Raw genomic sequence first — 22,323 nt, forward strand, 5'->3', positions numbered from 1 at the left:
AGGAGCCCCTCTACCACACGGCCTCTACGACACGGCTACGCCGTCGTAGAGGGGAATGCGCCAGTTGAGGTACGCAATCGTGTTGCACGTGAGCACCACGGTGCGCGCAGGCAGCCCTTCGGCTGCGGCCGTAGCGTAGGCGCCCGGCTCGCACGACGCTTCGCGCAGGCGATCGCGATCTTCGAACCACACGGAAGGCCCGCGGTCGAACGTGATCCGATCGCCGTAGAAAAGCGTTTCGCCCGGCGGCAGAAGCGCGTCCCGATCAAGCAGCGAGCCTGCATCTTTATCGGCGTAGAGCGTGCGGTCGGCGAACAGCGCCGTACTGCGATCGGTTTGCGCATAGCTCACGGAAACCTTGTTGCGGCCGTACAAGCGAAGGCCTTCGCTTGGCAGCGGGGATCCTTCCGCGTAGCGCTTCGTGCACGAAGCGTCCACGAACCACCCCTCGAACCCCGCGCAATCCTGCTTGACGGCCGCTGCGGCAGCCTCTGTGCTCGTTCGGTACGCCACTCCCGCGGGCAGCAGGTCCCCGAACCCCGAAAGAACCTGTCCATCCGCATAGTACGTCACCTCGGCGAGCACTTGCCAACGCGCGTAGCACGTCGTATCGGCCGCTATCGAAATCGACGCGCCGGCACTGCCCACGAAGTCGCCTCCCGACGCAGCCGAGTACCAGCCTTCGAACACGTGCCCGGGCTTTTCCCCGGGATCAGGAAGAACAACGGCGCCGGGACGCCATTGGGCGTACAGCGTTGCCTTTCCCTTCGTGGATCGCATGTTCTTGACCAGGGAGCCGTCGCCGTAGGACTCGCCCGAGCCGTCAGGACGCGCGTTCCACGACGCCCACGGCCAAACGCATGCCAGCGAGGCGACGCCCATCGACCCGCCTTGCGCGTCGCACGTCAACCGGTACGAGCGCTCGTACCCGTTCATCGTCAAGGCTTTGGGAGCGTCGTACACGTGCACGGAATCGCTCGTCGATCCCCCGGTCGCGCCGTTTCCTTCGTACGAGACAACGTAGGATACAGGCTTCCACTGGGCATACAGCGTGATGGTGTTCGAACCGCTCGGCGAAGGACGCCCCGCGCTCGGATCGCGCCAGAAGTCAGAGGGCCCGTTGTTCCATCCGTGCGGCACAAGGCTTTCCACCTGAAGGTTCCAATCCTGATAGCCAATCTTCTGACCAGGACGAACGTTCACAGGGCCCTGTCTTTCGGTCGACCATCCCTCGAACGTATACCCCACGCGAACGGGCAGCTTCGAAGACACCGCGCCAACGCTGCCGATGTACTTGTACTGGGAGCCGGGCGCGCCCGAGCCGCCGTTCGCATCGTAGCGGATGCTGACGCGCGGCCAGAAGTCGACGCTGCCGTAATTGCGCAGGCCCGTCCCCTCGGTATCGCCCACCCCGGCAATCGTGCTGTGAATGTAGATATGGTTGTGCATGAGCTCGTCCAGGCCGCCGTGGCTCGAAAGGACGGTGCCGCCCCATCCGTACCCGTACGTAGCGATGCAGCCGAACCCCGTGCCGTTCTTGCTGCCGGTCAAATCCCCGGTGCCCATGTTCGCGCCGCCCCTAGACCAGCTTCCGTTGCCCGCCGTGTACCAGACAAGGTCGTCCTGCCCGCCGGCGTCTCCCCAAATCGCGAACTGGTAGGCCACCACGTAAGCGTTCGTCCCGCCCGGAAGCTCCCAGTTCGGCATGCCCGGTCTGGGGCCGTTCGGATCCGAGCCGATCAGCTCAAGATAGCCCGAAGGGCTCGCGGATATCCAAGCACGATTGTAGATGCTGGTCGTGTCGGAATGCAGGTACTCGTATCCGAACGCCTCGCGCGGGAGGCACGCTGCGAACCCAACCGCCAGCAAAAGCACCGAGAGCAGCAGCGAAACGGCTTTCGCGTAAACTCTGCGCATACCCTACCCCCTTCCTTCGTCGCGCTTCGCTCTTGCCTGCGCAAGCGCTTTTTCGGCATCGTTTTGATCGCGAAAGCTCGACCTTGCGATTTCGGACAGATCTTGATCGGGCAACGCGGCTGATTCGATATCCCGGTAAGCAACGGCCGCCCGAGCAGGCGAACCCGACTCACCGAATCGGATCGGGACCGGATCCCCCGCAGCGCGCATCGACCCGTCCTCCACCATAATCACGGGCAGTTGCAGCGACAGCTCGTAAAATCCTTCGGGAACGTCGACGACGCACGTGCCCGGCCCTTCGAACAGCATCTGCTTGTCGATTTTTTCGCCGTCGACCGAGAACCCCGAGACGAAAGCCCCTAAAGCAACGTTGCCGATCGACCATCCTTCGCAGGAAACCGTCGCCTCGAGACACCGAAGAGGAGCGGGCGCTTCGGCTTGCCCCTCGCGTTCGAAGCCGGCCGCAAACCCACCGAGCGCAAAGGCGGCCCAGGCCGCAACCGCAGCCCCGAGCACGGCGGTGGCAATCGGGACGGGCCTTCGCGAAGCCGACTTGATCGCACGTCGAACCCTGCTCGCAAACGAACGCGACCCGCATTTCCCATACTGCATACCCGTCCTCCCTACGCCATCGTGTCGTTCAAGAACTCCAGCAAGCTGACCACGGTTGGCACCACCACCAACGCAACCGTCGGCGGCAGAAAGCACATCGACAGCACGATGTCGAGCTTCGTCGGCATCGTGCGAATGCGCTCGAGCACGTCAGCCTGCGCCGTTTCACGCGCCACGGCCGCCTGGGACGCAAGCCCTTCGGCAATGGACGACCCTTGGGTGATGGCCTGCGTCACGTGCGCCGCGAACGCGGATACGTCTTGGCTGCGGCAACGCGCTGCAAGATGCTCAAGTGCAGCCTCGCGCGAGTGACCCAGAAAGTTCACCTCCTGGTCAACAATGAAAAGTTCCTCGGAAATAGGCCCGCTCAGGCTTTCCGCAACCTCCCTGAAGCACTGCTCGACCGGGGATCCGGCGGCAAGCGCCACGCTTAAAAGCTCCATGGCTTCGGGCAGGGCGGCCTCGATGTCACGACGCCGACTTTTTTCCTTGCTTGAAACGATCAGAGCGGGGAGCATCCATCCCGCAACAACCCCTATGCAAAAGGCAAGCATCCGCACGGCAGCGTGCGCACCGGGTGCAAACGCTGCCGCAAGCGTCGCCAAAAGACCCGCCGCAACAGCACAGACAACACGCAGGCTACGCCAGGTTTCCGGTTCAAGGCGAACGCCCGCCCGCGCCAAACGGTCGCGACGCACATCGATATCCGCGCGGGCAACCGGAGCCAAGCGGTCAAGGCCGCAGGACAAAGCGGACAGCGCCTCGCGCGCGCAGCGACGTAAAGCTCCTTCGGCGCGGGCAGGTTCAACCGCGCGCGCGCGTCGCGCCGGCACGGCGAAGCCGCGCGGTTGCGGCGCGCATGAACGAACCAAGATCTCGTACGATGCAAGCCCGAGCAACGCCCCCAACATAAGCAGCGATCCCATAACCACAACGTCCAACACGATCGCCCCCTTTCAAACGAATGAGAATCCCAAAATTCGCCCTCGGACCCGTCACCGACCACTATTCGATACGCTCGTTATGCGCCGACACGCCAGCAAGCCGCCGACCTCGCACAACGCAGCCACCCCCGCCACCGCCCACCCGAGCGGCTCCTCTGCGTAAAAGCGCGCGAAATCAGGATTGGCGACGAACATGAGCAGAAAGATGGCCGGCATGGCCGCCGCAACAAACCACTTCGCCAACCGCGTGCCCGCGAGCTCCGTACGCAGTTCGCGGCTCATCTTCAAGCGCACGTTCGCGTGCGCAGCGATCATGTCGAGCACAGGAGCGATCGCCCCTCCGAAACGTTGCTGCACGCGAACGGCGGCGGCCAACGCCTGCACGTCAGGGCTGGCCGTCCTGCGAGCCATCTCCTCAAGCGACACGTTCAACGACGTCCCGTATGCAGCGTCGGCAAGCACGCGGGTAAGTTCCTCGCGAAGCGGGTCGTCCACATGCGCCGCAACCGCGCGTATCGCGCGCTCAAGCGTTAGCGAGCTGCGGACGCCGCCCGCAATCTGAGGCAAGGCCCGACAGAATTGCCTGTCCAGAAGCGCGCTCCTGCGTGCTCGCAGCACGCCCACCCGCAGCCAAATCGCAGCGGCCGCCGCACCGCCCGTGAAAAAGCCAACGGGACAGCTTCCCGAAAGCGCCGCCGCCAAGCACCCTGCAAGGAACACCGCGCACAGAGCCTGCGCAACCCACATCGAGGGAACGGTTTCGATACCCGCCTCGTGCAGCATCGTCGCAAGCGGGCTGCGCGAAACCTTTGCGCGTGCAGCCGCAGCAGCCTTCCCGGCTGCGTACAGCTCGGTTTCGCCCAAGCTGCGCGATCGCAGCTCGGCGCGTTGCCGTCGATACGAGGAGAACGCGATCAACGACAAGGCAGAGCAAGCGCATAGCAAAACCGCCGGTAGTGCGAGACCAATCATGAAAGCCCCCTGTCACGCCGAGAAGAACCACGCAGGGTCGTACCACGCCCCCGCCGTTCGCATACGCTCCTTGATGCGCTGCGGCTGCACGCCCCGCGCACGCCATGCCCCCGCAATCGCGCCCGCCGCATCAACGCCTTCCACCTCGAACGAGAACAGCTCGGAACGCAGTATCACCGAACTTCCCTCGGGCAAAGAATCCACTGCGACGATGCTTGTCACCTTCCTCCTGCCATCGCGCAAGCGCTCGACATGCACGATCAAGCCGCCTTGCAAAGATTCGGCGATCTGCTGAACGATGACCTCGCGGCTCAAATCCCCGTCGGCGTACCCGACCATGGTTCGCAAGCGGCTGATAGCGTTCGCCGGGTCGTTCGCATGCACGGTGGTCATGGACCCGGGATGGTCCGTCTGCATAGCCTGCAGCATGTCGTACGCCTCGGCCCCACGGCATTCGCCGATGACGATGCGATCAGGACGACGTCGCAAAGCAAGCGTCACCAGATCGCGCATGCTCACCGCGCCCTCGCCCTCCGCGTTCGCCTCGCGCGTCTGCATGCGCTCCACATGAGGCGACAGTAACCTCAGCTCCGGGGTGTCCTCTATGGTGATAACGCGCTCGTCAGGCGGAATGAACCCCGAAAGCGCGCCGAGCAAAGTGGTCTTGCCCGACCCCGTCCCCCCTGATATGACCATGGGGCAGCGAGATTGCACCGCCGAGCACAAGAACTCGGCCATGACCTCCGAAAGGGTCCCGACGCTGATCAAATCGCCGATCCCCAGCGCATCGGCCGAGAACGTTCTCACGTTGAGCGCCGGCCCGTCCGGCGCCACGGGAGGAACCACGTAGGTTGCGCGGGCACGGCCTCCCGGCAGCATAGCGCATCCCATGGCATGGGATTCGTCGCAGCGCATGCCCGCCTGCTCGGCAATCCTGTTGATGATGCGCCGAACGTGCTGCGCGTCGTCGAACACCACGTCGGGCCTGCGCTCGATCATCCCAGCCCGCTCGACGTACACCACGGGGTCCCGAAAAGGCAGCGCGGGATCGGACGCGTCGACGCCCCCTCCGTTCACCATGATCTCGGTGATGGAGGCATCTTCGAGAAGCGGCTGCAGCGGCCCGTAATGGAGGAAGTCGTCTATCATGGCCTGCGCAAGCGCTTCGGATTCCAAAGGTGACAGGAAAAGCCCCCAATCCCGAGCAGCCGCGCCCACCGCGCTCCTGATCAAAGATTCGACCGCCGCCTCGTCGAACTGCCCGCCTCGCAGCTGAAGGGCCACCTCGTCGCGCACGGCGCCCTTCAGCGAACGCTCGATCGCCCTATCCACGATCATCGCCTCCAAGCAGGGCGTCTTCCGAGGAAATCATCACCAAACTCACCCGCCCGGCGTACTGGGCCTCGCGAATCGCATCGGCCTCCTCGGGCTTCACCTCCACCGTAACCGAAGCGTACGAGCCGTCGCTGGACGCGGCGGCGTCGCCTACCGCAAGCACCCGCGCCTGCGCGCACAACGTGGAAAGAACGGAGGCTCCCGAAGAAGAGCCTTCGGCTGAAACCACGCGCACCGTGTCATGCACGCCGATACGACCGGCAAGGCCCGTTTCCGCATCCACCCCCACGGTAACCGCTTCCATCCCGGCATGAAGGCGAGCCGACAAGCGACCGCCATCGGCGGAACCTGCGACGAACGAAGGCAGCACCTGCGTTCCAGCAGCCATGTCCACGAGCGCGCATCTGCCCTCGAAACCCTCCTGGCCCATCTGCGCAAGCCCGATAGCCTCGGACGCGCGATACGCGGCGGGTATGTCCTTCTCCACGAACGACTCCGACGTCAGCACGTCGCCCGCGCGAATGTCGGTGGCGGCCACTAACACGGGGGCCGCTCCGGCCGTCGCCTCCTCGACCGCCGATGCCGAAGCCGCCCGCGCCCACAAACCGTAGACGATCGCTGCAAACGACACGGCGACCGACACGGCGACCAGCGCGGCAAGCATCCGCACGCGCCGGTACGTTCGCTGCGAACCATCCGGCAACCGAGCGCCGGAAGGGCGAGGCTCGACCGAAGGGGAATCCGGCGCCTGCGCAACCGGCCCGCCTCGATCGAAGCCTCCGTATCGGGACGTCCGTGCAGACGCGCCGTCCGCTTGCGCATCGGCAGCCTTCGACGCTCGCTGCGCGAACCCTCCTTTTCGAGTCGAGGGTCGCAAACCGTCCATCGTCATTTCAACGCTCCTTCCCTTTACGCGGCCTGCCGCTCCGGCAGCGCCGAACGCAACGCCTCCACCAAGGGAGCGGGATACTCCTCCAACGACCCCATGGGAACGAACGAAACGCCGTTCGATCCCGCATCCGCCCCGTACCTGCCGCACCGTCGTTCATCCGGCCGCCATGCGCGCTCGCTCGCGTAGGGCACGGCCACCATCACCTTATGCGAGGCGACGGGCAGGCTCGGCACCCCGAAGCCGCGCGCGAACACCGTAGGAGCATCCTCTTCAAGCTGAACCCCTATCCCCCAAAGCCGTTCGGACGACGGCAGCAAGGATTCCGCCGCCTCGTAGAACCACACCGTTGCAGAACCGGCGAACCCTTCCTCCCGGGCCGTGCGAACAACAAGCTCGGCAACCTCCCGTCCCGGATCCTCGACGTTTTTTGCGTACAAGGCGAACGTCGGATCCATACAGGCCGAGCGAACCGCATCCAGCGCGTTCTCCTGCCTTGCTTTCGCGGCGTACGCAATCCCCTGGTCGATAGCGAACGACAAGACCGAGAAAAGGAAGAACAGCGCGATCACCGCAAGGGGCAGCATGTTCGCCGCCTCGTTGCAGCGTAACCGGCGGCTCACGACGCCCTCCCCAGTTGGATCTCGACCGCGCAGCCTTCGACGTAGCGGCAATCGACTTGGCGAGCGAACGAGCGACCGCTCAAGCCGGGCACATCCAGGATCGAGGGAACGTCGTAGCGCACCTCATAGGAAAGAGACGTCACCTTCGAGCGGCGATCGACAGGCTCGCCGGAAGCCGAGAAGCCCGCCGCCTCAACCTCCTCGGAGCGGGATAGGACCCGATCGACGCTCAAGTTCTCAGGATTCAACTGCGTAGCCGAGCCCAAGATGCCCGCCTTGACGAAAGCTTCTTTGTCGGCGGCATGCCGCAGCCCGGCCACGTCGAGCTGACGGCACGCCCGAACGATATCGGACGACAGCTGGGTTGTCGCAAGCATCATGCCGCCCACCTGCATGGTCGAGAACACCACCAGCAGCAGCAACGGCGCCGCAATCGCGAACTGCACCGTCTCGCTCCCTCTATCCGAGCGAACCATCAAAACCCCCTTCCCTGCCCTTCGACGACAGCTCCGGCCGAATGGGATTCGTACGAAAACCGCCCCTCGGCATTGCCCGCTACCGCAGCCAACGCATTTCCTATCGGCGTGAGATACCGCCCTTCAAGGCGCACGGCAACCTCGACGGGTTGGCGCAGAAGCCGCACCGGACGCGTCTTGAACGACTCGCCCGCATCCACGTAAACGTGATGATCGTAAGAGACGACCTCTTCGGCTTCGTATTCCACGACAACGCGCATGGCAAGCCCTTCGGCGCCCAAGGCGGGCGCGGCCCTGAGCGCCGCATCGTACGCAATCGGCGTCGCACCTCCGGCAGGCGCCGTCGAGACAGCCGCGCATGCCGCATGAGCCGCATCGTCCACTGCAACCCGCAAGAACACCGCGCGCCCGACATCGAGAATCCCGCACAGGAACACCAACAGGATCGGAAGCGACACCACGAACGCGACGACGCTTCCTCCCTGTTCGGCGCAAATCTGCGCGCGCCCTTTGCGCAGCGGAACGCACAGGCCGCAAAACCTCACGCCGCGCCCGAAGTGACCTTCGAGAACATATCGGTCACCGACGTGCCCGCCTTGGTGATGGCGCTTTGGATGTTGCCCTGCAGCAGAATCAACGCCGCGCCCAAGCCGACCGCGAACCCCAGCACGATGACCGTTTGAACGATTTCCGAACCGCCGTCTTCCTCCCCGCGAACCAAAAGCGCCTTGACCTTGCTCTGCTTCGACCATACGTTCTCCTGCTTTTCCATAACTCCTCCTTGATTCGGCTTCGCCAACGCCCGACAGCGCCGGCTCCTTTACATGCATACGGCAACGTATACGCCGCCGATCAGCCACAATGCTAAAAACGGTGCCATGGGGATACCGTCGCGAAGCGAGAGCTTGCGCGTTGCCAAGCCCACTGCCGCAACCACGCCGGCGCTTGCGTAGCACGCTGCCAGCCCCACCGGCGCCGCCGCCCCGGTAGCCAGGGAAAGCGACGCCATGCACCGCACGTCGCCGTGCCCGATCGGGGCCGCCCCGCGCGCACCCCACCAACGGTTCACGGCGAAGCACACCGCAACCACGACCGCCCCGAACGCGCATCCGGCGCCCATGCTTGCAACGCCCGCCCACGACGCCTGAAACGCCGCCCCCGCAACAGCCAGCGCAATGCAGCATTCGAGCGGCAGCATGCGAGCGCGAAGATCGCACGCAACGGCCGCCAGCATGAAGAACGCGCACACCGCCAGGCATGCCGACGGCACCGCAGGCAAGCCCGTAAGAACGATCGCGACGCCCGATGCAGCTCCAGCCAGCGCAAGCGCCGCCCTTTTGCGCGGGGTTGCCGGAAAGGAGCACCGCTTTTCCTGCTCGCGCTCCGTGCGCGCCGCGCTCGCGGGCGACACCTCCAAGCCTGCTTCCTTCAACGCTTGAACCCGCTCCTGCGCAAGGCATCCCGACCGGGCAGCCCTCAGGGCGTCTTCGAGCCACAAAGCCACGGCCCCCTCCTCGCCCCGCGCCGACACCGACAACGGCCGATCGGGAAAAGCCCGCTTGAACGACCGGTATCCTTCGAGGGATTGCCACCACCAGGTTGTCGCACGGTCGTACGCCCGCTTCAACAGCGCATCCGCCCCCCAGGGAACCGAACGCCACCCCAGCGCTGCGCCGACAAGAGCGGCAAGTACCAGGCCGAGCGCAGCGTGCCCGGTCATGCTTTCTCCATCGTCGGGGACAGCATGCGCGAATCGATCATCGAGGCGCGCACGTGGCTGCCGTGCGAAGGACGGCGGCGAGCGCCCTCGTCGCGCGGGGCATCGGGCTGGAACCGAACGATAAACCCGCACGCATCGTTCTTCGGCTCGGACGATACCGCCGCAGCCCCACCGCCTGACGAACCGCCAGCACAACCAGCTGCGGCGCCTTCATGCCGGCCAGCCGAGCAGGAAACCGGGGCGAAGCCGGGAAACTCGAAGCGAAGCGTCCAGCTTGCACCCTCGACAACCCCAAGCTCCCTTGCAGCATCGCAGGCAGCCTCGCCGGTGAATCCGCCCGTCCGAGCGGGCCCTGCCCCTTCTTCAGCCGATTCGCCCGCCGCACCCGGCGTCGCGACCGCCCCGCCTTTCGGCTGAGCGGCAAACCCCGAGCCAACCGCATCGTCGCGCACACCGCCGGACTGCCGCGCAACAGGCGCAGCGGGCCGAGGCAACGACAGCCCTCCCTGAACGGAATCGCTTCCGTACCGGTGCAAGCACCCGTAGCAAACCTCGGCGTCGTCGAACGCCCCCGAACCGCACACTGGACACGTCTTCACGATCTTTCTCCTTTCACCCGTTCCAACCCTATGCGGTCCCCTTCTTCGAACCAGGGCGCAGCGCACGACGAGAACCGCTCGATCACGGCGGCGGCGCCCCGCTCGCGCAGCCTGCGAAAAGGACCGACGTCCCGGCACGACCGCATCACAACCCCTTCCGCATCAACGAATGCAATGTCCAGGCGATGCCACATGCCCACCGTGTGCACGTCGCTGCACGGCAGCAAAAGCAACGCCTTGTCCGTCGGCTTGGCCAACAACAGGCCTCGAGCCCTGCGCAAGAACCCGGTCGCCACATCCAACGGCACGACGCTCGCTGAGGCGCAATCCAACGAGGCGCGGCGATCGGCGTCGATGCCCCGACCCTCGCCGCCGACGCCCCCCGAAGCAGCCCTTCCCTCTTCCTCATCTTGCACGCACATCAAGACGCCCCTCCTTCCATCGTGTAATGCACGGTCACGCTCGTCGCATCGCCCACGCGCGTGCAGACGACGAACAGCCAGCGATACGCCCCCGAGCCCTTCACGAACGACCCGCAGTCGATCCGCCCTCCCTCCATTGCGGTCCAGCCCCTTTGCAGCAGCAGGTCCCGAAACGAATCGAACGCGCGCCCCGATTCCCCGGAAACCACGAACCCCACCACCCCGCCGCCCGCGCGAGCGTCCACCCGCACGTCGTCGGCGCCATCGGGCAGGCCGACCTCGTCCTCAAAGCCCTCGGGAAGCCGCTGCAACCCGAAGGATTCAGTCGAGCGAGCAGCCGAATCGAAAGGCTCCCCGATTATTCCCGCTCCCCGCAAAGCCTCGACCGCGGCCTCTTGGAGAGGGCCCGGCCGTGCAAGCTGAAAAGCCAGGTCGAGCAACGAGGCTGCGGATATGATCGCAACCACCGCCAGACCCGCTCGCTTCGCACGGCGCGCCATCGTTTTCCGGAGCGAACCATCCTCCCCGCCAAACGCTCGCGCCCGATCCTTGCCCTTCATCGTGCTCATACGATCACCCCCGGCTTGTAGCAGCTCACCACGAACGACGCCGTATGGTTCAAGGAAGGAAGCGCAACCCCGAACACCGACGATTTCAAACCAAGTCCGAACAAGGTGGGCGAAAACTCAAGCGTAGCCGTGAAGCGCGTATGCCTCGCCGCTGCGCCCTCGACCGAAACCTGCGTCGCCTCGAAGGGGCGATCGAACGATGCAGCAAGGTCGGACGCCACCTGCGCTCGGCTTTGCTCGACGCCCTGCCCGTAAGCAGGGGAGGTCGCATGTATCCGAACGGCGTCGCGAAACGCATTGTCGAACGCCGCGCACTCCGAAAAGAACAGGAGCGCGTTCGTCGCCACCACGGCCACAACGATAAGCACCGGAAACGCCACCGCAAGCTCAACGGTCATCTGGCCCGATTCTCGAAGCTTTCGCCTTACTCCCATACCCTCACCCCCGTCACGTGCGCGTACACGGCCCTCACCTCGTCGGCTGCGCGCTCGACCACGTCGATCGCCGCATCTTTCACAACGGGCGGCAAGGTGATCTCGATCGGAACGGACGGGCCTCCCTCGCCCAACAGCTCCACAACGGCTATCTGCACCTTCCCGTCGAACGATGCGATCTCCTCGATCGCCCCTTGTTCCACCGCGCCCACCATCGACGTGAACACGTCGTTCGATTGCGCAGGATGCGCGATCGCCTGCTCTTTCAAGGTCAACAGGCGCGCGGAGAAAGCGCTCCCGTCGGCCCGCGCAACATGCGCCGAGTTCACAAGCACGGGCTTCAAGGCATCGAGGTTTGCAGGTTGAAGCCCCACGGCCGCGATGGCATCCCGCAGGGCCCGCGCCGCCCAGGGACCCAAACCGCTGTTCCCCGCCAAAGGCATGCCGTCGAGAGCCGTCGAAACGGCGTCGTCAAGCGCCTCTTGCCCGCGCGCGTACGATTCGAGCAATGCCGACCAACAATCGAGCACCGCGCTCAAAGCGCCCATGGCAACGCCCGCGTCCGGCAATCCGTCCAACACCGACGAGATCACGTTCGCCCCCTCGCCCGACGGATCGGATCCGAGCGTGGCTGCCGAAACGGCCGCGCGAGCCCCCAACGCCTGCGACCCCTGCACAAACGAGCTCGCGAACCCGCTCGACGCCGCCTCCCTTCCCGTGTTCGCCGCAAGGACCACCACGCCGAACCTTCCGGGCGGCTCGGCGCTTATGCGCATGTCGCCAGCATGGCCCACCGCTTCGCGAATACGGTCAAGCAGGCCGGAAACGCGGCTTTTGACCTCGCTCGACAAAGGATCGAGCTCCGCGCGTGCCTTCTCGTAGCGCTCCGCCGCAACCGCCACCGCCTCGTAGTGGTACTCGAAGCCGTTCTCGATCGAGCTTGATGCGGCGGCAACCTTGCCCATGCTGGAAGCCGAGAATTCGCATTGGGCGCACGTCGGGTACGACCCGGCTTCCATGTGCGCAATGGAGCCGAAGCCGTCCGCTCCGCTGGCGCCCGGGCACCCCGGCCAAGCATGCATCGTCGTCCGCCCCTCGGAATCCGTCGTGCATGGGTAGACGGCTTCGGTATACAGGCTGGTAGCCCTCATCTCCGCGGTGTTTTTCGGCAAGCGCGGGAACAGCGCATCGAAAGAATCCTCCGTCTCCCGCACGTACCCGCGCGCAACCTCTTCCGAAGCGAACGCGTAGAACCTCGAGCGAAGCGCCGATCGAGCGCGATCCCCGACGGACGACCCCTCGGGAACCTCCATCGCAAGGCGCCGCGGGTAGTAGGCCTGGGCTCGCTTGAGGGCAACCGAGAACGACCATGCGTCAACGCTTTTGTACAACGGGTTCTCCAACCCCGACATTCCCGCGAGCGCAGACGCGCGCTCGTACATGCAGGCTTCGGGATTCGCGCCGCAATCGCGCTCGAAAGCGGCCCTCTTCGCCTCGCTCGCCTGCTCAGCAGCACGTTCCGCCTCTTCAGCCGCACGCTTCACGTCGGAAGCGTCGCGGTCGACCTCGTCCTGCACGGTCGACGCACCCTCATGCGCTCCAACGGCGATGTCCTTCCCTTCGAAAGGAGCCAGAACCGCCAACGCCACGTAATTCGACGCGCCCGCATTGTTCGCCGCAGCCACCGAAGCGGCGCTCGCCCCTGAGAAGAACGGCAAAAGGCGCTGCAAGCGGTTCAAGCCCGAAGCCGCTTTCTCAGCAAACGAATCGCGCGCATGGGACACGTCGCGGCCCGCCTTGAGCAGCGTTTCGGACGCCGACGCCATCGTCGGCACGCACAGGGCGACCACGCCCAAGCCCGTCGCCACAAGGCTCGTAAGCGAAAGCGAGAGCACCACCGCATCGCACACGCGCACGACCACCATGAACTCGGCCACTTCGTTTTCAGCTGCCAAAGCGGCGGCGTCGGCCACGTTCTGCACCTCCGAAGCCGCAGCGTTCACCCGGCACACCTGCCCAGCCGAGAACACGAGGGACAAGGTGAGCAGCAGCGCCAGGACCATCCCCGCCGAAGTCAGCCCCGTTTCGTCGCGAAACGGATCGCGCCACCTCATTGCAACCACGCCCCTATCCAATCCTTCGGGCTTCGGCCCGCCTCCATGCGGCTCGCCCAATCGGGCTGCACGGGCTGCCGGCAGCTCACCTGCACTTCAAGATTCCCCCGTTCGTTCACGAGGCCCAGCAAAGCCGCTCCGGCATCCAGCAGCGGTAACGGCCGCAGCTCGTTGGAGATGGTCGCGCTCACCGCGTCGGATTGCTCGTCGCCCTCGAGGACAATGCCCCAGCTGCAACCTCCTTCGTGCACGTGAAAGCACGAGATCGAAGGCACGGATCCCAAGCGATGCCTCACGAACGCTTCGCAGCTTTCGTCCATCGGGCCTGCGGCATCGGTCTTGGTTGCCAGAAGACGGCACGCCTCGGAAGCGGCCGCGTGCATGACCATGCGGTCGTACAGCACGATCGCCGGCTGTATCAGCAGCAGAAGCCCGACCAGCAGAACCGGTATCAAAGCAGCCGCCTCCACCGTCGCCTGCCCAACAGGCTCGCGTGCGCGCAGCGCCATAGCCGCCTCTCTTGCCATTCCCGATGCCACCTCCTTCGCGCCTTCCGGCCTTCAGTACAAGAACACGTCCGCGATACCGCCCGCCAGCACCCCTTGAACATGATGGGAAGCCGAAGCCAAGGCGTGATCCACGAACAAGCCGCTCTTCAATGAGCGCCACAACGCCCCCAACGCCACAAGGACCGAGATGAACGCCGCCGCAACAATGGCGAACTCCACCGTGCTCTGACCTGCACATTTCCAGGGAATCCGCCCATCAAGCCAAGCTACAGCCCGTTGATGCCCTCCGCGATGGCGTTCCAAAGCTCTTGGAGCTTGGGCCTGAACACCGTGATGGCGATAATCGCAATGACCACCAGCACGCCGACCAAAATCGCATACTCCGTGGTTCCCTGCCCCTCCTCCCGACGTCGCAAACGGCCCGCTTGACACGTCGCCTTCGCCAACAACCTGCGGTATTCGTCCATGAGCGTTCCTCCTTGCTCCGGGGGCCATTTCAAAACCCCTCCATCAGTTCAAGCAGCACGGGGCCCAAAACCAGCAGCAGCATAGCTGGCAGGATGAGCGTCCCCGTAGGCACCATCATCTTCACGGGCGCTTTCGCCACGCGTTCCTCCACGTAAGCGCGATGCTCCGCGCGCGCTTCCACCGAAGCCGCCTCCAGGATCTCCGCAAGGGACGTCCCGAAGCGCAGCGATCTGACCACGTTCTCCACCACCCGCCCAAGCGCGGGCGCATCGTACGAGGCAGCCAAGCTGCGAAGCGCGTCCTCCCTGGTGGAGAGCCCGGACGTCCAAGCTCTCTGCGCTGCGGCGCACTCCTGAGCGAAGGGCGTGTTGAAATGGGTTCCGTACAGCTGAAAGCTCCTGTCGAACGAAAGCCCGCTTCTCAATCCCAAAGACACCACTTCGAGCATTTCCGACAGGCTTCTACCAAGCGCCTCGACGCGCTGTCGCTCGGCCCTGCGAACCGCCCGCGCGGGCAACGTCGCCCCCGCCGTTGCCCCAGCCAGCGCCCCGATCGCCGCCAGCTCCACCGAGAACAGCAATCCTGCCGCCACGCCAACCAGCATGCCCGCACCTGCAAGGCGCGCGGACGCCTCGACGAACCCCTGCGCGGAAACGCCGTCCTTCAAACCCGCCTTCCTCGCATGCTCGGACAACCAGGCTTGCGCACCGGCCGAACGCATGCCGCCCGAAAGCGGCCTGGTGGCGCCCAAGGCAAGCAGCCGGGTCAATCGCTGCAGATAGCCAACGACCCCGCGCCCCGCGCGCATTGGCTCCGTCTCCAGCGAGGCGCGCGCACGCCTGCGCCGACACGCTGCGGCTCGCGCATCGGCCCACGTCGCGGCAAAGCACCACCCGCCGATTCCGGCCGTCAAAGCAGCACCGGCGGCTAACGCGAACGAAAGCTCCGCGAGCAGCATCAGTCCACCTCCACAGCCAGCATGCGCCGCACGGCGAGCACGCCCGCCGCCTGCATCCCAAGCGCAAGCGCCAAAAGCGCCACACCCAGAGAGCTTTCGAAAAACGGTTCGAGAAACCCCTCGCTGACAAGCGAGAAAACCGCTATCAAGGCAAAAGGCATGACGCTTACCACGCGGGCCGACAGCTTGGCCTGCGCCGTTTGAACGCGCAACGACCTTTTCAAATCCAGCTCGCCTTCCACCATGTCCCGCGCAGCATCGAGCACCTGCCGCATGCTGCCGCCCGCCTGGTGCTGCACATCCAACGCAACCGCGACGAACGCCAGCTCGGGCACCGACGCGCCGCTTCGCAGCGTTTCAAGCGCTTCATGAGCCCCGCGCCCCGCCTCCATACGACCGGCCGCACGTTCGAACAGCTCTTTCAAAGGGCCCTTCGACTCGTTGGCCACCTGCTGAAACGTCTGCATAAGAGACAGTCCCGACTGAAAGCACGTGCCCATCGACCGCAAAGCGTCGGGAACGGATTCCCGCAAAGCCTCGCGCCTTTTGTCCCGCACAGCCCTCAACCGAGCAGCAATAACTGCGCACGAACACGCCAAAACCGCCGCGCCGCACACCCAAGAAGACGTCGCCAAGCTCAAAGCCGCCGCAAACGCGCCCGCCCATACCACGAACACGGAAAGCAAGGATTCCTCGGAGGCCGAAAAACCACGAGCCCGAGCAACCCAAACCGCCTCCTTGGCCAAATCCTCCAAGCCGGGACGCCGTAACAGCCACCGGGAAGCGGGACGCGCCCACCGAACCCCGTTTCTCAACCGCCACGCCAAACGACCCGTTCTCCCCCGAAGCGCAACCGAAGCGGATCCGAAGGCTGGAGCAAGCGGGCGGGCGCCGGCCGCGAGCACCGTGGAAAGCCCGAACCCGAATGCCGCAAGCGCCCCTACGCCGCCAAGCACGCCATAGACCTCCACCGCTCAACCTCCTTCCAATCGGCAACGCCCATGCGCGGCAGCTGCTCAAGCCACCGAGGAGGAGCCGCCCACACGCCCGCGTCTGACGAGGCTTCGCGCTTGAACAACGTATGCACCTCGCAACGACGCCGTTCCTGGTCGAACTCAAGTTCAGCCACCTCTGAAACGAATCGACGCCCATCCAAGGAGCGCGTCGTCTGCACAATGACGTCGAAGGCGCTTGCCACGTTCGACTCGATCACGTCAACCGGAAGGTCCACCGCGTAGCGAACCATCGTGGTCAGCCGCGACACGACGTCGGCCGGGGAATTCGCATGCAGGGTGGTTAGCGACCCGGAATGACCCGTGTTCATGGCCTGCAGCATGTCGATCGCTTCCGCCCCGCGGCATTCGCCTACCACAATCCGGTCGGGCCTCATTCGCAGCGCGTTGATGACCAGTTCGCGAATGGGCACCTCGCCCGTGCCCTCCGCAGAACGGGGACGAGCTTCCAAGCGAACCACGTGCGGATGCTCGAGGAACCGAAGCTCCGCAGAATCCTCGATGGTTATGATGCGCTCGCTTTGCGGAAGCGCGCACGAAAGCGCGTTGAGCAACGTGGTCTTGCCGCTGCCGGTGCCCCCAGACACGGCGATGCTCTTGCGCGCGCAAACGGCCCACACCAAGCATTGCCGCATAACCTGATCGAAAGACCCTTGCGCAACCATGTCCTCAAGCTTCATGACGCGCTTGGTGAACTTGCGCACGGTCATAACGGGTCCGTCGAGCGCAAGCGGAGGTATCACCACATGCACGCGATGCCCCTCGGGCAAGCGCGCGTTCACCAGCGGCGACGCTTCGTCGACGCGCCGCCCGAGCGGACCCAAGATGCGATCGATCAACGCCCGCAGCTGATCGACGCTCGCAAAGCGCTGATCGCTGCGGTGCAGCTTGCCGTCGCGCTCGAAATACACGCTGTCGGGCCCGTTCACCATGATCTCAGTGACCTTGTCGTCAGCAAGCAGCGGCTGAAGCGGACCGAACCCGAACACCTCGTCAACCAGTTGCTCGACCAAGGTGCGGCGACGATCCTCGGAAAGCGATGCCCACGACGAGTCCTCGAACGATTGACGGCAAGCGCACTTCAACTCGTTGCGAGCTCGGCCGGGGTTTTCAGCCATCATCGAAGCGATGTCGTCTATCGAAACGTACCGCTGGATCTGGCTTCTCAAATCTTCCAGGCCAAACGGACGAACGCGGTCCTTTCGAGAGCATCCTCCATCTACGGCAAGCACGCGCCCCCTCAAAGACATGACGACCCTCGCTTTCCTCCCCGCGAACGCCTTCCCTTCAGTAGCCGCAGCCCCGAACCACGCGTGCCGAACAAGCTCTCGCTCGCAGCGGCGCTTGCATTGGGAAGCACTTCGAGCAGCAGCCGCTCAAGGCTCGTGCACAGGTCATTCTTCGATTCAAGCAGGTCAAGCGGCATGCCCGCGCCCAGCAGCTCCTCGACGTCCCGCCCGCCGTTTTTCACCTCCGCAACATGAGCGCCCTGCAGCGCGCACGACACGTCGATGGACGTGAGCGGAGCGTTCTTGGCGCAACGATTCAGCGCGAAGAGAAACGGGCTGGTGGCAATGCCGCACCGTACGCACAAATCAAGCGCATGCTGGCAGGCGCGCAGCGAAGATGGCCTCTGATCAACAAGGAAGAGCGCCTTCGAGCTTCGTTCGAGCAGTACGGCATGCTGCTCGGCCCAAGCGGCGCCGGTGTTGCAGACGATCACGTCGAACCGCTTCATAAGCTCGTCGAGAAGCTGGGGCGCTGCTTGCACCACGGCCTCCGCATCTTCAAGACGCTCGGGAGCAGCCAGCAAGGCGGGCATGCGGCCCTCCGGGCGCAAACCGGAAAGACGGGCGGGAGCGGACAGAACATCTTCTATGCGCAACGGGCTTCGAACGCCTAGCAAGGCGGGCACGTCGCCGAACTGCAAATCGAAGTCGAGCAGCAGCGTATCGAATCCAAGCCCCTGCGACAGCAAGGCGGCGATCGTTGAAATACTGCTTTTGCCCGCCCCTCCGCTTCCGCTTACCACCGGCATGAGAAACGCCGAACCGGAACGCGCAGCAGCGGCAGGCGCGGCCGAGGCGCCGGGAAACGACCGGGTTCGGCTCGCCGCGAAATCCTGGAGAGCGCACGCGGGAGCCGACGCCGCAGCTGAGGTTGCGGACGCAGTTGCGGCCGAGGCTGCGGAAAAAGCCTGGTCCCCCGCTCGAGCAGGCCCCTCGACCCGCGAGCCTGCTACAGAAACGGCCTCCGCCGCCGCGCGGCGCTTGCGCTGTGCGTAACGGCCCAAGAACGCCTGCCGCGTCAAGAACGCATCGATCCCCGTTGCGCTTACGCGGCTCTTGAGCGACCCCGACTCCTGGAAGGCCAGCATGCACACAACCCTGTCCGGCCGATCGCTTTTCAGCGTAGCCGCCAAGTTGACGGGCGCCACATCCTCGCTTGAAACCACCCACACCTCATCGACCAGGCGATCTTCGCGCAAGAACGCGCGCGCCTCTTCAGCCGAGGAGAACAGGCGCAGCCATGCCTGAGACAGCAGGTTCTCCCCCGTAAGCCCCATGGTTTCCGGATGCTGCAAGCAAGCGGCATCTGCGCAAAGCGCCACCGACGGCATCGTCATTTCCCTTCGCCCCCTTTTCCTTCGTTCGAACCGGAATCGCCGACAGACGTCGTTACCCCCTCCGCCGGCAACGCGAAGTACAGTTCCGTTTTCTGCGAAGCGGCAACCAGCTCCTGCACCGACTCCGGCTCGACAGCCACCGTTATCCACGACATCTTGGCCTCCGACGAACCGTTTGCAGCGCTTGCGCTCGTAGCCAGCACAAGCACGTCTTTGGCGATCGCTTCGGTCGAAGCCCCTCCCGTTGCGTACATGTCGACGCGCGACCCGGACGCGACAGCGCCACCGACAGCCTGCACGTCCTTCGCCGGCACGCTGACCGCGGTCAAGCCTTCGGGGACTTCCAACTGCGCGCCCGAATCGCGAAAACGACGCTCCGAAAGAACCTCGCCGGCAAGAATGGTCGAAGACGCCTTGCGACCAACCGCCTTTTCGGCGTCTTGAATGGATTCGCTGGGAAGAAGGTCCGCAACCCATAAGCGAGTTTCGATCAGTCCGGCGTCAACAACCTCGCCCGCCGCGATATCGCGCTTCGCCACGCATACTTCCAGCTGCTCCCCTCCGTAGCGCGCCAACGCTTCGGAGCGGGCGGCGTCCGCCTCGCCGCGCACGCCTTGCGTATAGGCAAGCACGCACGCCGCGCATGCCAAACCGCACGCCACGCCTACCGCCATCGTCTTGCCCCGCTTCATGAGACCCCCTTGCCATCCGGTTCCTTGCTACCAGTATGACCAGCTCATCTAGCAGATACATGACGCAGTTCTCCTTGAAAAACCGTCCAGATCTACAGCGCTTCCAGCACTATGGACAACTGTTTCAAGCGGGATTGCCACGGCATTCCAGCAGGGTTGCCCCTCGAATCAAGCGCAGATCTAGCACGGATCTAGCGCAAAACCAACGTCGCAGGTCAACGCGACGCCGAAACAGGCACGGTCGATCCATGCAAGACGAATCCGCGCGCCGCTTCGACAGGTTGAAATCAGCGGGACGCGAACCGACGTCGCGCGCCGCGCTGTTTCCACCTGCCTTGCTCGCGCAGGACGACGGCCCGAACCAGAGCAGGAACGGCTTCACATCGAATTCTTGTGCAGAGAGGTGCCGATCGGGCAAAACATGCACGAAACGATTTGCGCAATGGCAACTTCTATGGGAGAATGGGAACCCGCCGAAAGGCGGAACGTTTTTCGGGCGATTGGCGCAGCGGGAGCGCAGGTCCCTTACAAGGACAAGGCCGGGGGTTCAAATCCCTCATCGCCCACCATGAATTTTAAAGGCCAGACGATTGTCTGGCCTTTTCTATCATCTAAACAGGTCGTCATGCGTGCCTGTACGAACGAACTCCACGACATCGCCGTCAATGGAGTACAGGATAAGCCAGTCGCTGCTGCGCCCTCCGACATGCAGCTCTCGCATTCCCTGCAGATCACCGCCTAGAGCGTGATCCTTGTACTTCAAAGGGATGACCGCCTCATCGCTCATGAGCACAGCAGCCACTGCCTCTTTGAAGGCGCCCATATCCCGATGCTTCTTGACGCATCGTTTCACATCCCGATCGAAGGCCGGAGCTTTACGCATGCCGTACATCGTTAGATTCCCAGATCAGCGAAGAACTGGCTAACGTCGCGATATACCGGGGCGTTTGGGTCTTTTCGCATGACCTCGAGGTCGCGAAGCGCCTCCAGGGTTTCCTCCGTTGGCACTTCGTCGTGAGAACGAGCCAACGGCCTTATCTCGAACCAAGGGCGCGAATTCTTGATGACGACAATCGTCGCACCGGATTCTTCAGCTTTGCCTACAATGCTCGGCATATTGCGCCGGAACTCGGACGAGGACACGGTCATGGTAGTCATGGCAAACTCCCTCCGTCGTGTTTTCGATGATGCCATTTTACTATTGATGAATAATTTTGTACAAAATATATACTAAATTTATGAAAAATAGCGCGCTACAGAAGACACGATGATCAAAGCTCCCCCAATCGTCTTTGCGCTCCAAGACGCACTGCGCGGCATGGCAGCGCGCACCCAGGGCGGCTTTCCATCGAAACGACGCCACCGTCCGCATCACGACCAACGATCGCCGGCGTGCTTGCCCGCCAGCGTTTCGTAGAGGATGCTCACTATGGCTACGTCGAACGCGACACGCCTCCATATCAAAGCGGCGGCGAGAAGGCATCGCCTCCCCGCCGCCAAAACACGATGCATGGGATACCGGACGAGGTCGTCGGAAAGCCACCGGGAGCGTGGCGCAAGAACCTCCTGCCGTCTCAGCGGAATTGCCCGATGCTCATTCTCAACCTGGATGCCACTTCGCAAGAACCGGGGCCCATCCCGATAGCCCCTCCTCCTGCAGCAGCATGCGCGCACGTCGCACCCGATCGCAGCTCAAACCTAAGCTCTTTCCCAAACCTCGATACGAGAGGCAGGGAGACCCTGTCTAGACGCTCGTAGCGTTTTCCGGGTATGCAAGAGCACACGCCTTACGCTCGAGCATAACGGAGCAGGGTTTCCTCGCCGCGACTCGTTTCTTTTCTTTTCCTTCCTTTCCGCACTACTTGCTATTTAATGCGTCCCGATTCGTTTTTCATGAGACGGCGTGCGCTCAAAAGGACGGCGCCGGCAAGAACAACTGCACCGACAAGGGCGCTGGCTCCTAAAGCCCATGCGTCACCGGTCTTGACCAACTTATTCCCAGGCGTCTGCGAACCCGCGTTCGAGTCGCCATCCGAATTCCCGGGCAGCTCCTGCATGCGAGCCTGCACAGTAACCTTGATTGTTTTAACCGCCGAGGCGCCGTCGCCGTCCGCCGCCTTGTAGACCACCTCGTACACGCCGGGCTTGGAGGCGTCCACGGTGCTGCTCAGCACCTCGACCTTGTCCGTGAGGTCGCCGTCCTCCTCGTCGCTGGCGCTCACGCCCTCCAGCGGGTCGAAGGCGTCGCCCACGGCGATCACCCTGTCGGAGGCGGATATGGCCGGGACGCGGTTCAGGACGCTGGCGTTGGGATTAAAGACCCACGTGCCCGTGAAGCCCACCGCGCCGGCGGCCACCTTCGAGTCGGCGTCGTAGCCCTTGAACGCCCACACGCCGTCGTCCGTGCGGACCTCCGTCTCGGCCGGCCGGA

Annotated in this window: 27 protein-coding genes and 1 tRNA gene; 1 reads left to right on the forward strand and 27 read right to left on the reverse strand. The window is 64.2% G+C overall.

What is annotated here, in order from left to right; translation table 11 throughout:
- Positions 1 to 24 precede the first annotated feature (24 nt).
- The 24 genes from ACTQZK_RS09440 to cpaB (ACTQZK_RS09555) are packed head-to-tail and all read right to left on the reverse strand — an operon-like array spanning position 25 to position 19,892.
- Positions 25 to 1,917: an InlB B-repeat-containing protein gene (locus ACTQZK_RS09440; RefSeq protein WP_216528772.1), complete on the reverse strand. Its 1,893-nt coding sequence runs from the start codon at positions 1,915 to 1,917 to the stop codon at positions 25 to 27.
- A gap of 3 nt (positions 1,918 to 1,920) precedes the next feature.
- The gene (locus tag ACTQZK_RS09445) at positions 1,921 to 2,529 is read right to left on the reverse strand and encodes a hypothetical protein (protein WP_216528771.1); all 609 of its coding nucleotides are present in this window, start codon (positions 2,527 to 2,529) and stop codon (positions 1,921 to 1,923) included.
- An 11-nt stretch (positions 2,530 to 2,540) separates the two neighbouring features.
- Positions 2,541 to 3,473: a type II secretion system F family protein gene (locus ACTQZK_RS09450; RefSeq protein WP_441899489.1), complete on the reverse strand. Its 933-nt coding sequence runs from the start codon at positions 3,471 to 3,473 to the stop codon at positions 2,541 to 2,543.
- Between the two features lie 51 nt (positions 3,474 to 3,524).
- A complete protein-coding gene (locus ACTQZK_RS09455; RefSeq protein WP_216528770.1) occupies positions 3,525 to 4,445 on the reverse strand; it encodes a type II secretion system F family protein in 921 nt (306 codons plus the stop codon).
- A 12-nt stretch (positions 4,446 to 4,457) separates the two neighbouring features.
- Positions 4,458 to 5,777 carry a CpaF family protein gene (locus ACTQZK_RS09460; protein WP_216528769.1) on the reverse strand — a complete coding sequence of 440 codons (1,320 nt, stop codon included), beginning with the start codon at positions 5,775 to 5,777 and terminating at the stop codon, positions 4,458 to 4,460.
- Positions 5,770 to 6,672, reverse strand: a complete 903-nt coding sequence (cpaB, locus tag ACTQZK_RS09465; RefSeq protein ID WP_216528768.1) for a Flp pilus assembly protein CpaB — start codon at positions 6,670 to 6,672, stop codon at positions 5,770 to 5,772. The genes ACTQZK_RS09460 and cpaB (ACTQZK_RS09465) overlap by 8 nt, the downstream gene beginning before the upstream one ends.
- Before the next feature lie 17 nt (positions 6,673 to 6,689).
- Positions 6,690 to 7,292 (reverse strand): hypothetical protein, encoded by a 603-nt coding sequence (locus ACTQZK_RS09470; RefSeq protein WP_441899492.1) that lies wholly within the window; start codon positions 7,290 to 7,292, stop codon positions 6,690 to 6,692.
- A complete protein-coding gene (locus tag ACTQZK_RS09475) occupies positions 7,289 to 7,768 on the reverse strand; it encodes a TadE/TadG family type IV pilus assembly protein (protein ID WP_114566238.1) in 480 nt (159 codons plus the stop codon). Before ACTQZK_RS09475 ends, ACTQZK_RS09470 begins: the two co-directional genes overlap by 4 nt.
- Complete coding sequence (locus ACTQZK_RS09480; RefSeq protein ID WP_114566237.1) at positions 7,768 to 8,313, reverse strand: TadE/TadG family type IV pilus assembly protein; 546 nt, start codon at positions 8,311 to 8,313, stop codon at positions 7,768 to 7,770. The genes ACTQZK_RS09475 and ACTQZK_RS09480 overlap by 1 nt, the downstream gene beginning before the upstream one ends.
- On the reverse strand, positions 8,310 to 8,540 hold the full coding sequence (locus ACTQZK_RS09485) for a hypothetical protein (protein WP_114566236.1): 231 nt from the start codon (positions 8,538 to 8,540) through the stop codon (positions 8,310 to 8,312). The genes ACTQZK_RS09480 and ACTQZK_RS09485 overlap by 4 nt, the downstream gene beginning before the upstream one ends.
- A 48-nt stretch (positions 8,541 to 8,588) precedes the next feature.
- A complete protein-coding gene (locus ACTQZK_RS09490) occupies positions 8,589 to 9,488 on the reverse strand; it encodes a prepilin peptidase (RefSeq protein WP_114566235.1) in 900 nt (299 codons plus the stop codon).
- Positions 9,485 to 10,087, reverse strand: coding sequence for a hypothetical protein (locus ACTQZK_RS09495; protein ID WP_114566234.1), 603 nt, complete (start codon positions 10,085 to 10,087; stop codon positions 9,485 to 9,487). The genes ACTQZK_RS09490 and ACTQZK_RS09495 overlap by 4 nt, the downstream gene beginning before the upstream one ends.
- Positions 10,084 to 10,509, reverse strand: coding sequence for a DUF192 domain-containing protein (locus ACTQZK_RS09500; protein ID WP_114566233.1), 426 nt, complete (start codon positions 10,507 to 10,509; stop codon positions 10,084 to 10,086). Before ACTQZK_RS09500 ends, ACTQZK_RS09495 begins: the two co-directional genes overlap by 4 nt.
- Positions 10,509 to 11,078, reverse strand: coding sequence for a hypothetical protein (locus tag ACTQZK_RS09505; RefSeq protein WP_114566232.1), 570 nt, complete (start codon positions 11,076 to 11,078; stop codon positions 10,509 to 10,511). Before ACTQZK_RS09505 ends, ACTQZK_RS09500 begins: the two co-directional genes overlap by 1 nt.
- The gene (locus tag ACTQZK_RS09510) at positions 11,075 to 11,512 is read right to left on the reverse strand and encodes a hypothetical protein (RefSeq protein ID WP_258552570.1); all 438 of its coding nucleotides are present in this window, start codon (positions 11,510 to 11,512) and stop codon (positions 11,075 to 11,077) included. Before ACTQZK_RS09510 ends, ACTQZK_RS09505 begins: the two co-directional genes overlap by 4 nt.
- Positions 11,503 to 13,626 (reverse strand): molybdenum cofactor biosynthesis enzyme, encoded by a 2,124-nt coding sequence (locus tag ACTQZK_RS09515; RefSeq protein WP_428420881.1) that lies wholly within the window; start codon positions 13,624 to 13,626, stop codon positions 11,503 to 11,505. The genes ACTQZK_RS09510 and ACTQZK_RS09515 overlap by 10 nt, the downstream gene beginning before the upstream one ends.
- Complete coding sequence (locus tag ACTQZK_RS09520) at positions 13,623 to 14,153, reverse strand: TadE/TadG family type IV pilus assembly protein (protein ID WP_428420876.1); 531 nt, start codon at positions 14,151 to 14,153, stop codon at positions 13,623 to 13,625. Before ACTQZK_RS09520 ends, ACTQZK_RS09515 begins: the two co-directional genes overlap by 4 nt.
- Positions 14,154 to 14,186: 33 nt before the next feature.
- Positions 14,187 to 14,354 (reverse strand): hypothetical protein, encoded by a 168-nt coding sequence (locus ACTQZK_RS09525; protein WP_225749854.1) that lies wholly within the window; start codon positions 14,352 to 14,354, stop codon positions 14,187 to 14,189.
- A 47-nt stretch (positions 14,355 to 14,401) separates the two neighbouring features.
- A complete protein-coding gene (locus tag ACTQZK_RS09530; RefSeq protein ID WP_114566229.1) occupies positions 14,402 to 14,602 on the reverse strand; it encodes a Flp family type IVb pilin in 201 nt (66 codons plus the stop codon).
- A gap of 29 nt (positions 14,603 to 14,631) precedes the next feature.
- A complete protein-coding gene (locus ACTQZK_RS09535; protein ID WP_441899497.1) occupies positions 14,632 to 15,561 on the reverse strand; it encodes a type II secretion system F family protein in 930 nt (309 codons plus the stop codon).
- Positions 15,561 to 16,532 carry a type II secretion system F family protein gene (locus ACTQZK_RS09540; RefSeq protein ID WP_441899498.1) on the reverse strand — a complete coding sequence of 324 codons (972 nt, stop codon included), beginning with the start codon at positions 16,530 to 16,532 and terminating at the stop codon, positions 15,561 to 15,563. The genes ACTQZK_RS09535 and ACTQZK_RS09540 overlap by 1 nt, the downstream gene beginning before the upstream one ends.
- Positions 16,502 to 17,806: a CpaF family protein gene (locus ACTQZK_RS09545; RefSeq protein ID WP_428422071.1), complete on the reverse strand. Its 1,305-nt coding sequence runs from the start codon at positions 17,804 to 17,806 to the stop codon at positions 16,502 to 16,504. The genes ACTQZK_RS09540 and ACTQZK_RS09545 overlap by 31 nt, the downstream gene beginning before the upstream one ends.
- A gap of 8 nt (positions 17,807 to 17,814) precedes the next feature.
- Positions 17,815 to 19,200 (reverse strand): AAA family ATPase, encoded by a 1,386-nt coding sequence (locus ACTQZK_RS09550; RefSeq protein WP_428422073.1) that lies wholly within the window; start codon positions 19,198 to 19,200, stop codon positions 17,815 to 17,817.
- Positions 19,197 to 19,892 (reverse strand): Flp pilus assembly protein CpaB, encoded by a 696-nt coding sequence (gene cpaB, locus ACTQZK_RS09555; RefSeq protein ID WP_114566224.1) that lies wholly within the window; start codon positions 19,890 to 19,892, stop codon positions 19,197 to 19,199. The genes ACTQZK_RS09550 and cpaB (ACTQZK_RS09555) overlap by 4 nt, the downstream gene beginning before the upstream one ends.
- A gap of 494 nt (positions 19,893 to 20,386) precedes the next feature.
- On the opposite strand from cpaB (ACTQZK_RS09555), the gene ACTQZK_RS09560 reads away from it, so the two are divergent.
- Positions 20,387 to 20,461: transfer RNA gene (locus tag ACTQZK_RS09560), tRNA-Val, on the forward strand.
- A gap of 38 nt (positions 20,462 to 20,499) precedes the next feature.
- Here ACTQZK_RS09560 and ACTQZK_RS09565 read toward each other — a convergent pair.
- The 3 genes from ACTQZK_RS09565 to ACTQZK_RS09575 all read right to left on the reverse strand — a co-directional run.
- Positions 20,500 to 20,784, reverse strand: a complete 285-nt coding sequence (locus ACTQZK_RS09565) for a type II toxin-antitoxin system RelE/ParE family toxin (protein ID WP_114566223.1) — start codon at positions 20,782 to 20,784, stop codon at positions 20,500 to 20,502.
- A gap of 2 nt (positions 20,785 to 20,786) precedes the next feature.
- Positions 20,787 to 21,050 (reverse strand): type II toxin-antitoxin system Phd/YefM family antitoxin, encoded by a 264-nt coding sequence (locus ACTQZK_RS09570; protein ID WP_225749848.1) that lies wholly within the window; start codon positions 21,048 to 21,050, stop codon positions 20,787 to 20,789.
- Positions 21,051 to 21,757: 707 nt separating this feature from the next.
- On the reverse strand, positions 21,758 to 22,323 hold a 566-nt coding region (locus tag ACTQZK_RS09575; RefSeq protein ID WP_441899502.1), incomplete at its 5' end, for an immunoglobulin-like domain-containing protein.

Source organism: Paraeggerthella sp. LCP19S3_G8 (assembly GCF_052119225.1).
Lineage (GTDB): Bacteria > Actinomycetota > Coriobacteriia > Coriobacteriales > Eggerthellaceae > Paraeggerthella > Paraeggerthella hominis.

Excerpts from the sequence above, each read along its gene's own strand:
- cpaB (WP_216528768.1), bottom strand. The coding sequence starts at position 6,672 with ATGACGATGGACGGTTTGCGACCCTCGACTCGAAAAGGAGGGTTCGCG.
- ACTQZK_RS09515 (WP_428420881.1), bottom strand. The coding sequence starts at position 13,626 with ATGAGGTGGCGCGATCCGTTTCGCGACGAAACGGGGCTGACTTCGGCG.
- ACTQZK_RS09445 (WP_216528771.1), bottom strand. The coding sequence starts at position 2,529 with ATGCAGTATGGGAAATGCGGGTCGCGTTCGTTTGCGAGCAGGGTTCGA.
- ACTQZK_RS09490 (WP_114566235.1), bottom strand. The coding sequence starts at position 9,488 with ATGACCGGGCACGCTGCGCTCGGCCTGGTACTTGCCGCTCTTGTCGGC.
- ACTQZK_RS09520 (WP_428420876.1), bottom strand. The coding sequence starts at position 14,153 with ATGGCAAGAGAGGCGGCTATGGCGCTGCGCGCACGCGAGCCTGTTGGG.
- ACTQZK_RS09565 (WP_114566223.1), bottom strand. The coding sequence starts at position 20,784 with ATGTACGGCATGCGTAAAGCTCCGGCCTTCGATCGGGATGTGAAACGA.
- ACTQZK_RS09535 (WP_441899497.1), bottom strand. The coding sequence starts at position 15,561 with ATGCTGCTCGCGGAGCTTTCGTTCGCGTTAGCCGCCGGTGCTGCTTTG.
- ACTQZK_RS09440 (WP_216528772.1), bottom strand. The coding sequence starts at position 1,917 with ATGCGCAGAGTTTACGCGAAAGCCGTTTCGCTGCTGCTCTCGGTGCTT.
- ACTQZK_RS09570 (WP_225749848.1), bottom strand. The coding sequence starts at position 21,050 with ATGACTACCATGACCGTGTCCTCGTCCGAGTTCCGGCGCAATATGCCG.
- ACTQZK_RS09500 (WP_114566233.1), bottom strand. The coding sequence starts at position 10,509 with ATGTGCGTGCAAGATGAGGAAGAGGGAAGGGCTGCTTCGGGGGGCGTC.
- ACTQZK_RS09530 (WP_114566229.1), bottom strand. The coding sequence starts at position 14,602 with ATGGACGAATACCGCAGGTTGTTGGCGAAGGCGACGTGTCAAGCGGGC.
- ACTQZK_RS09510 (WP_258552570.1), bottom strand. The coding sequence starts at position 11,512 with ATGGGAGTAAGGCGAAAGCTTCGAGAATCGGGCCAGATGACCGTTGAG.
- ACTQZK_RS09550 (WP_428422073.1), bottom strand. The coding sequence starts at position 19,200 with ATGACGATGCCGTCGGTGGCGCTTTGCGCAGATGCCGCTTGCTTGCAG.
- ACTQZK_RS09485 (WP_114566236.1), bottom strand. The coding sequence starts at position 8,540 with ATGGAAAAGCAGGAGAACGTATGGTCGAAGCAGAGCAAGGTCAAGGCG.
- ACTQZK_RS09475 (WP_114566238.1), bottom strand. The coding sequence starts at position 7,768 with ATGGTTCGCTCGGATAGAGGGAGCGAGACGGTGCAGTTCGCGATTGCG.
- ACTQZK_RS09455 (WP_216528770.1), bottom strand. The coding sequence starts at position 4,445 with ATGATTGGTCTCGCACTACCGGCGGTTTTGCTATGCGCTTGCTCTGCC.
- ACTQZK_RS09505 (WP_114566232.1), bottom strand. The coding sequence starts at position 11,078 with ATGAGCACGATGAAGGGCAAGGATCGGGCGCGAGCGTTTGGCGGGGAG.
- cpaB (WP_114566224.1), bottom strand. The coding sequence starts at position 19,892 with ATGAAGCGGGGCAAGACGATGGCGGTAGGCGTGGCGTGCGGTTTGGCA.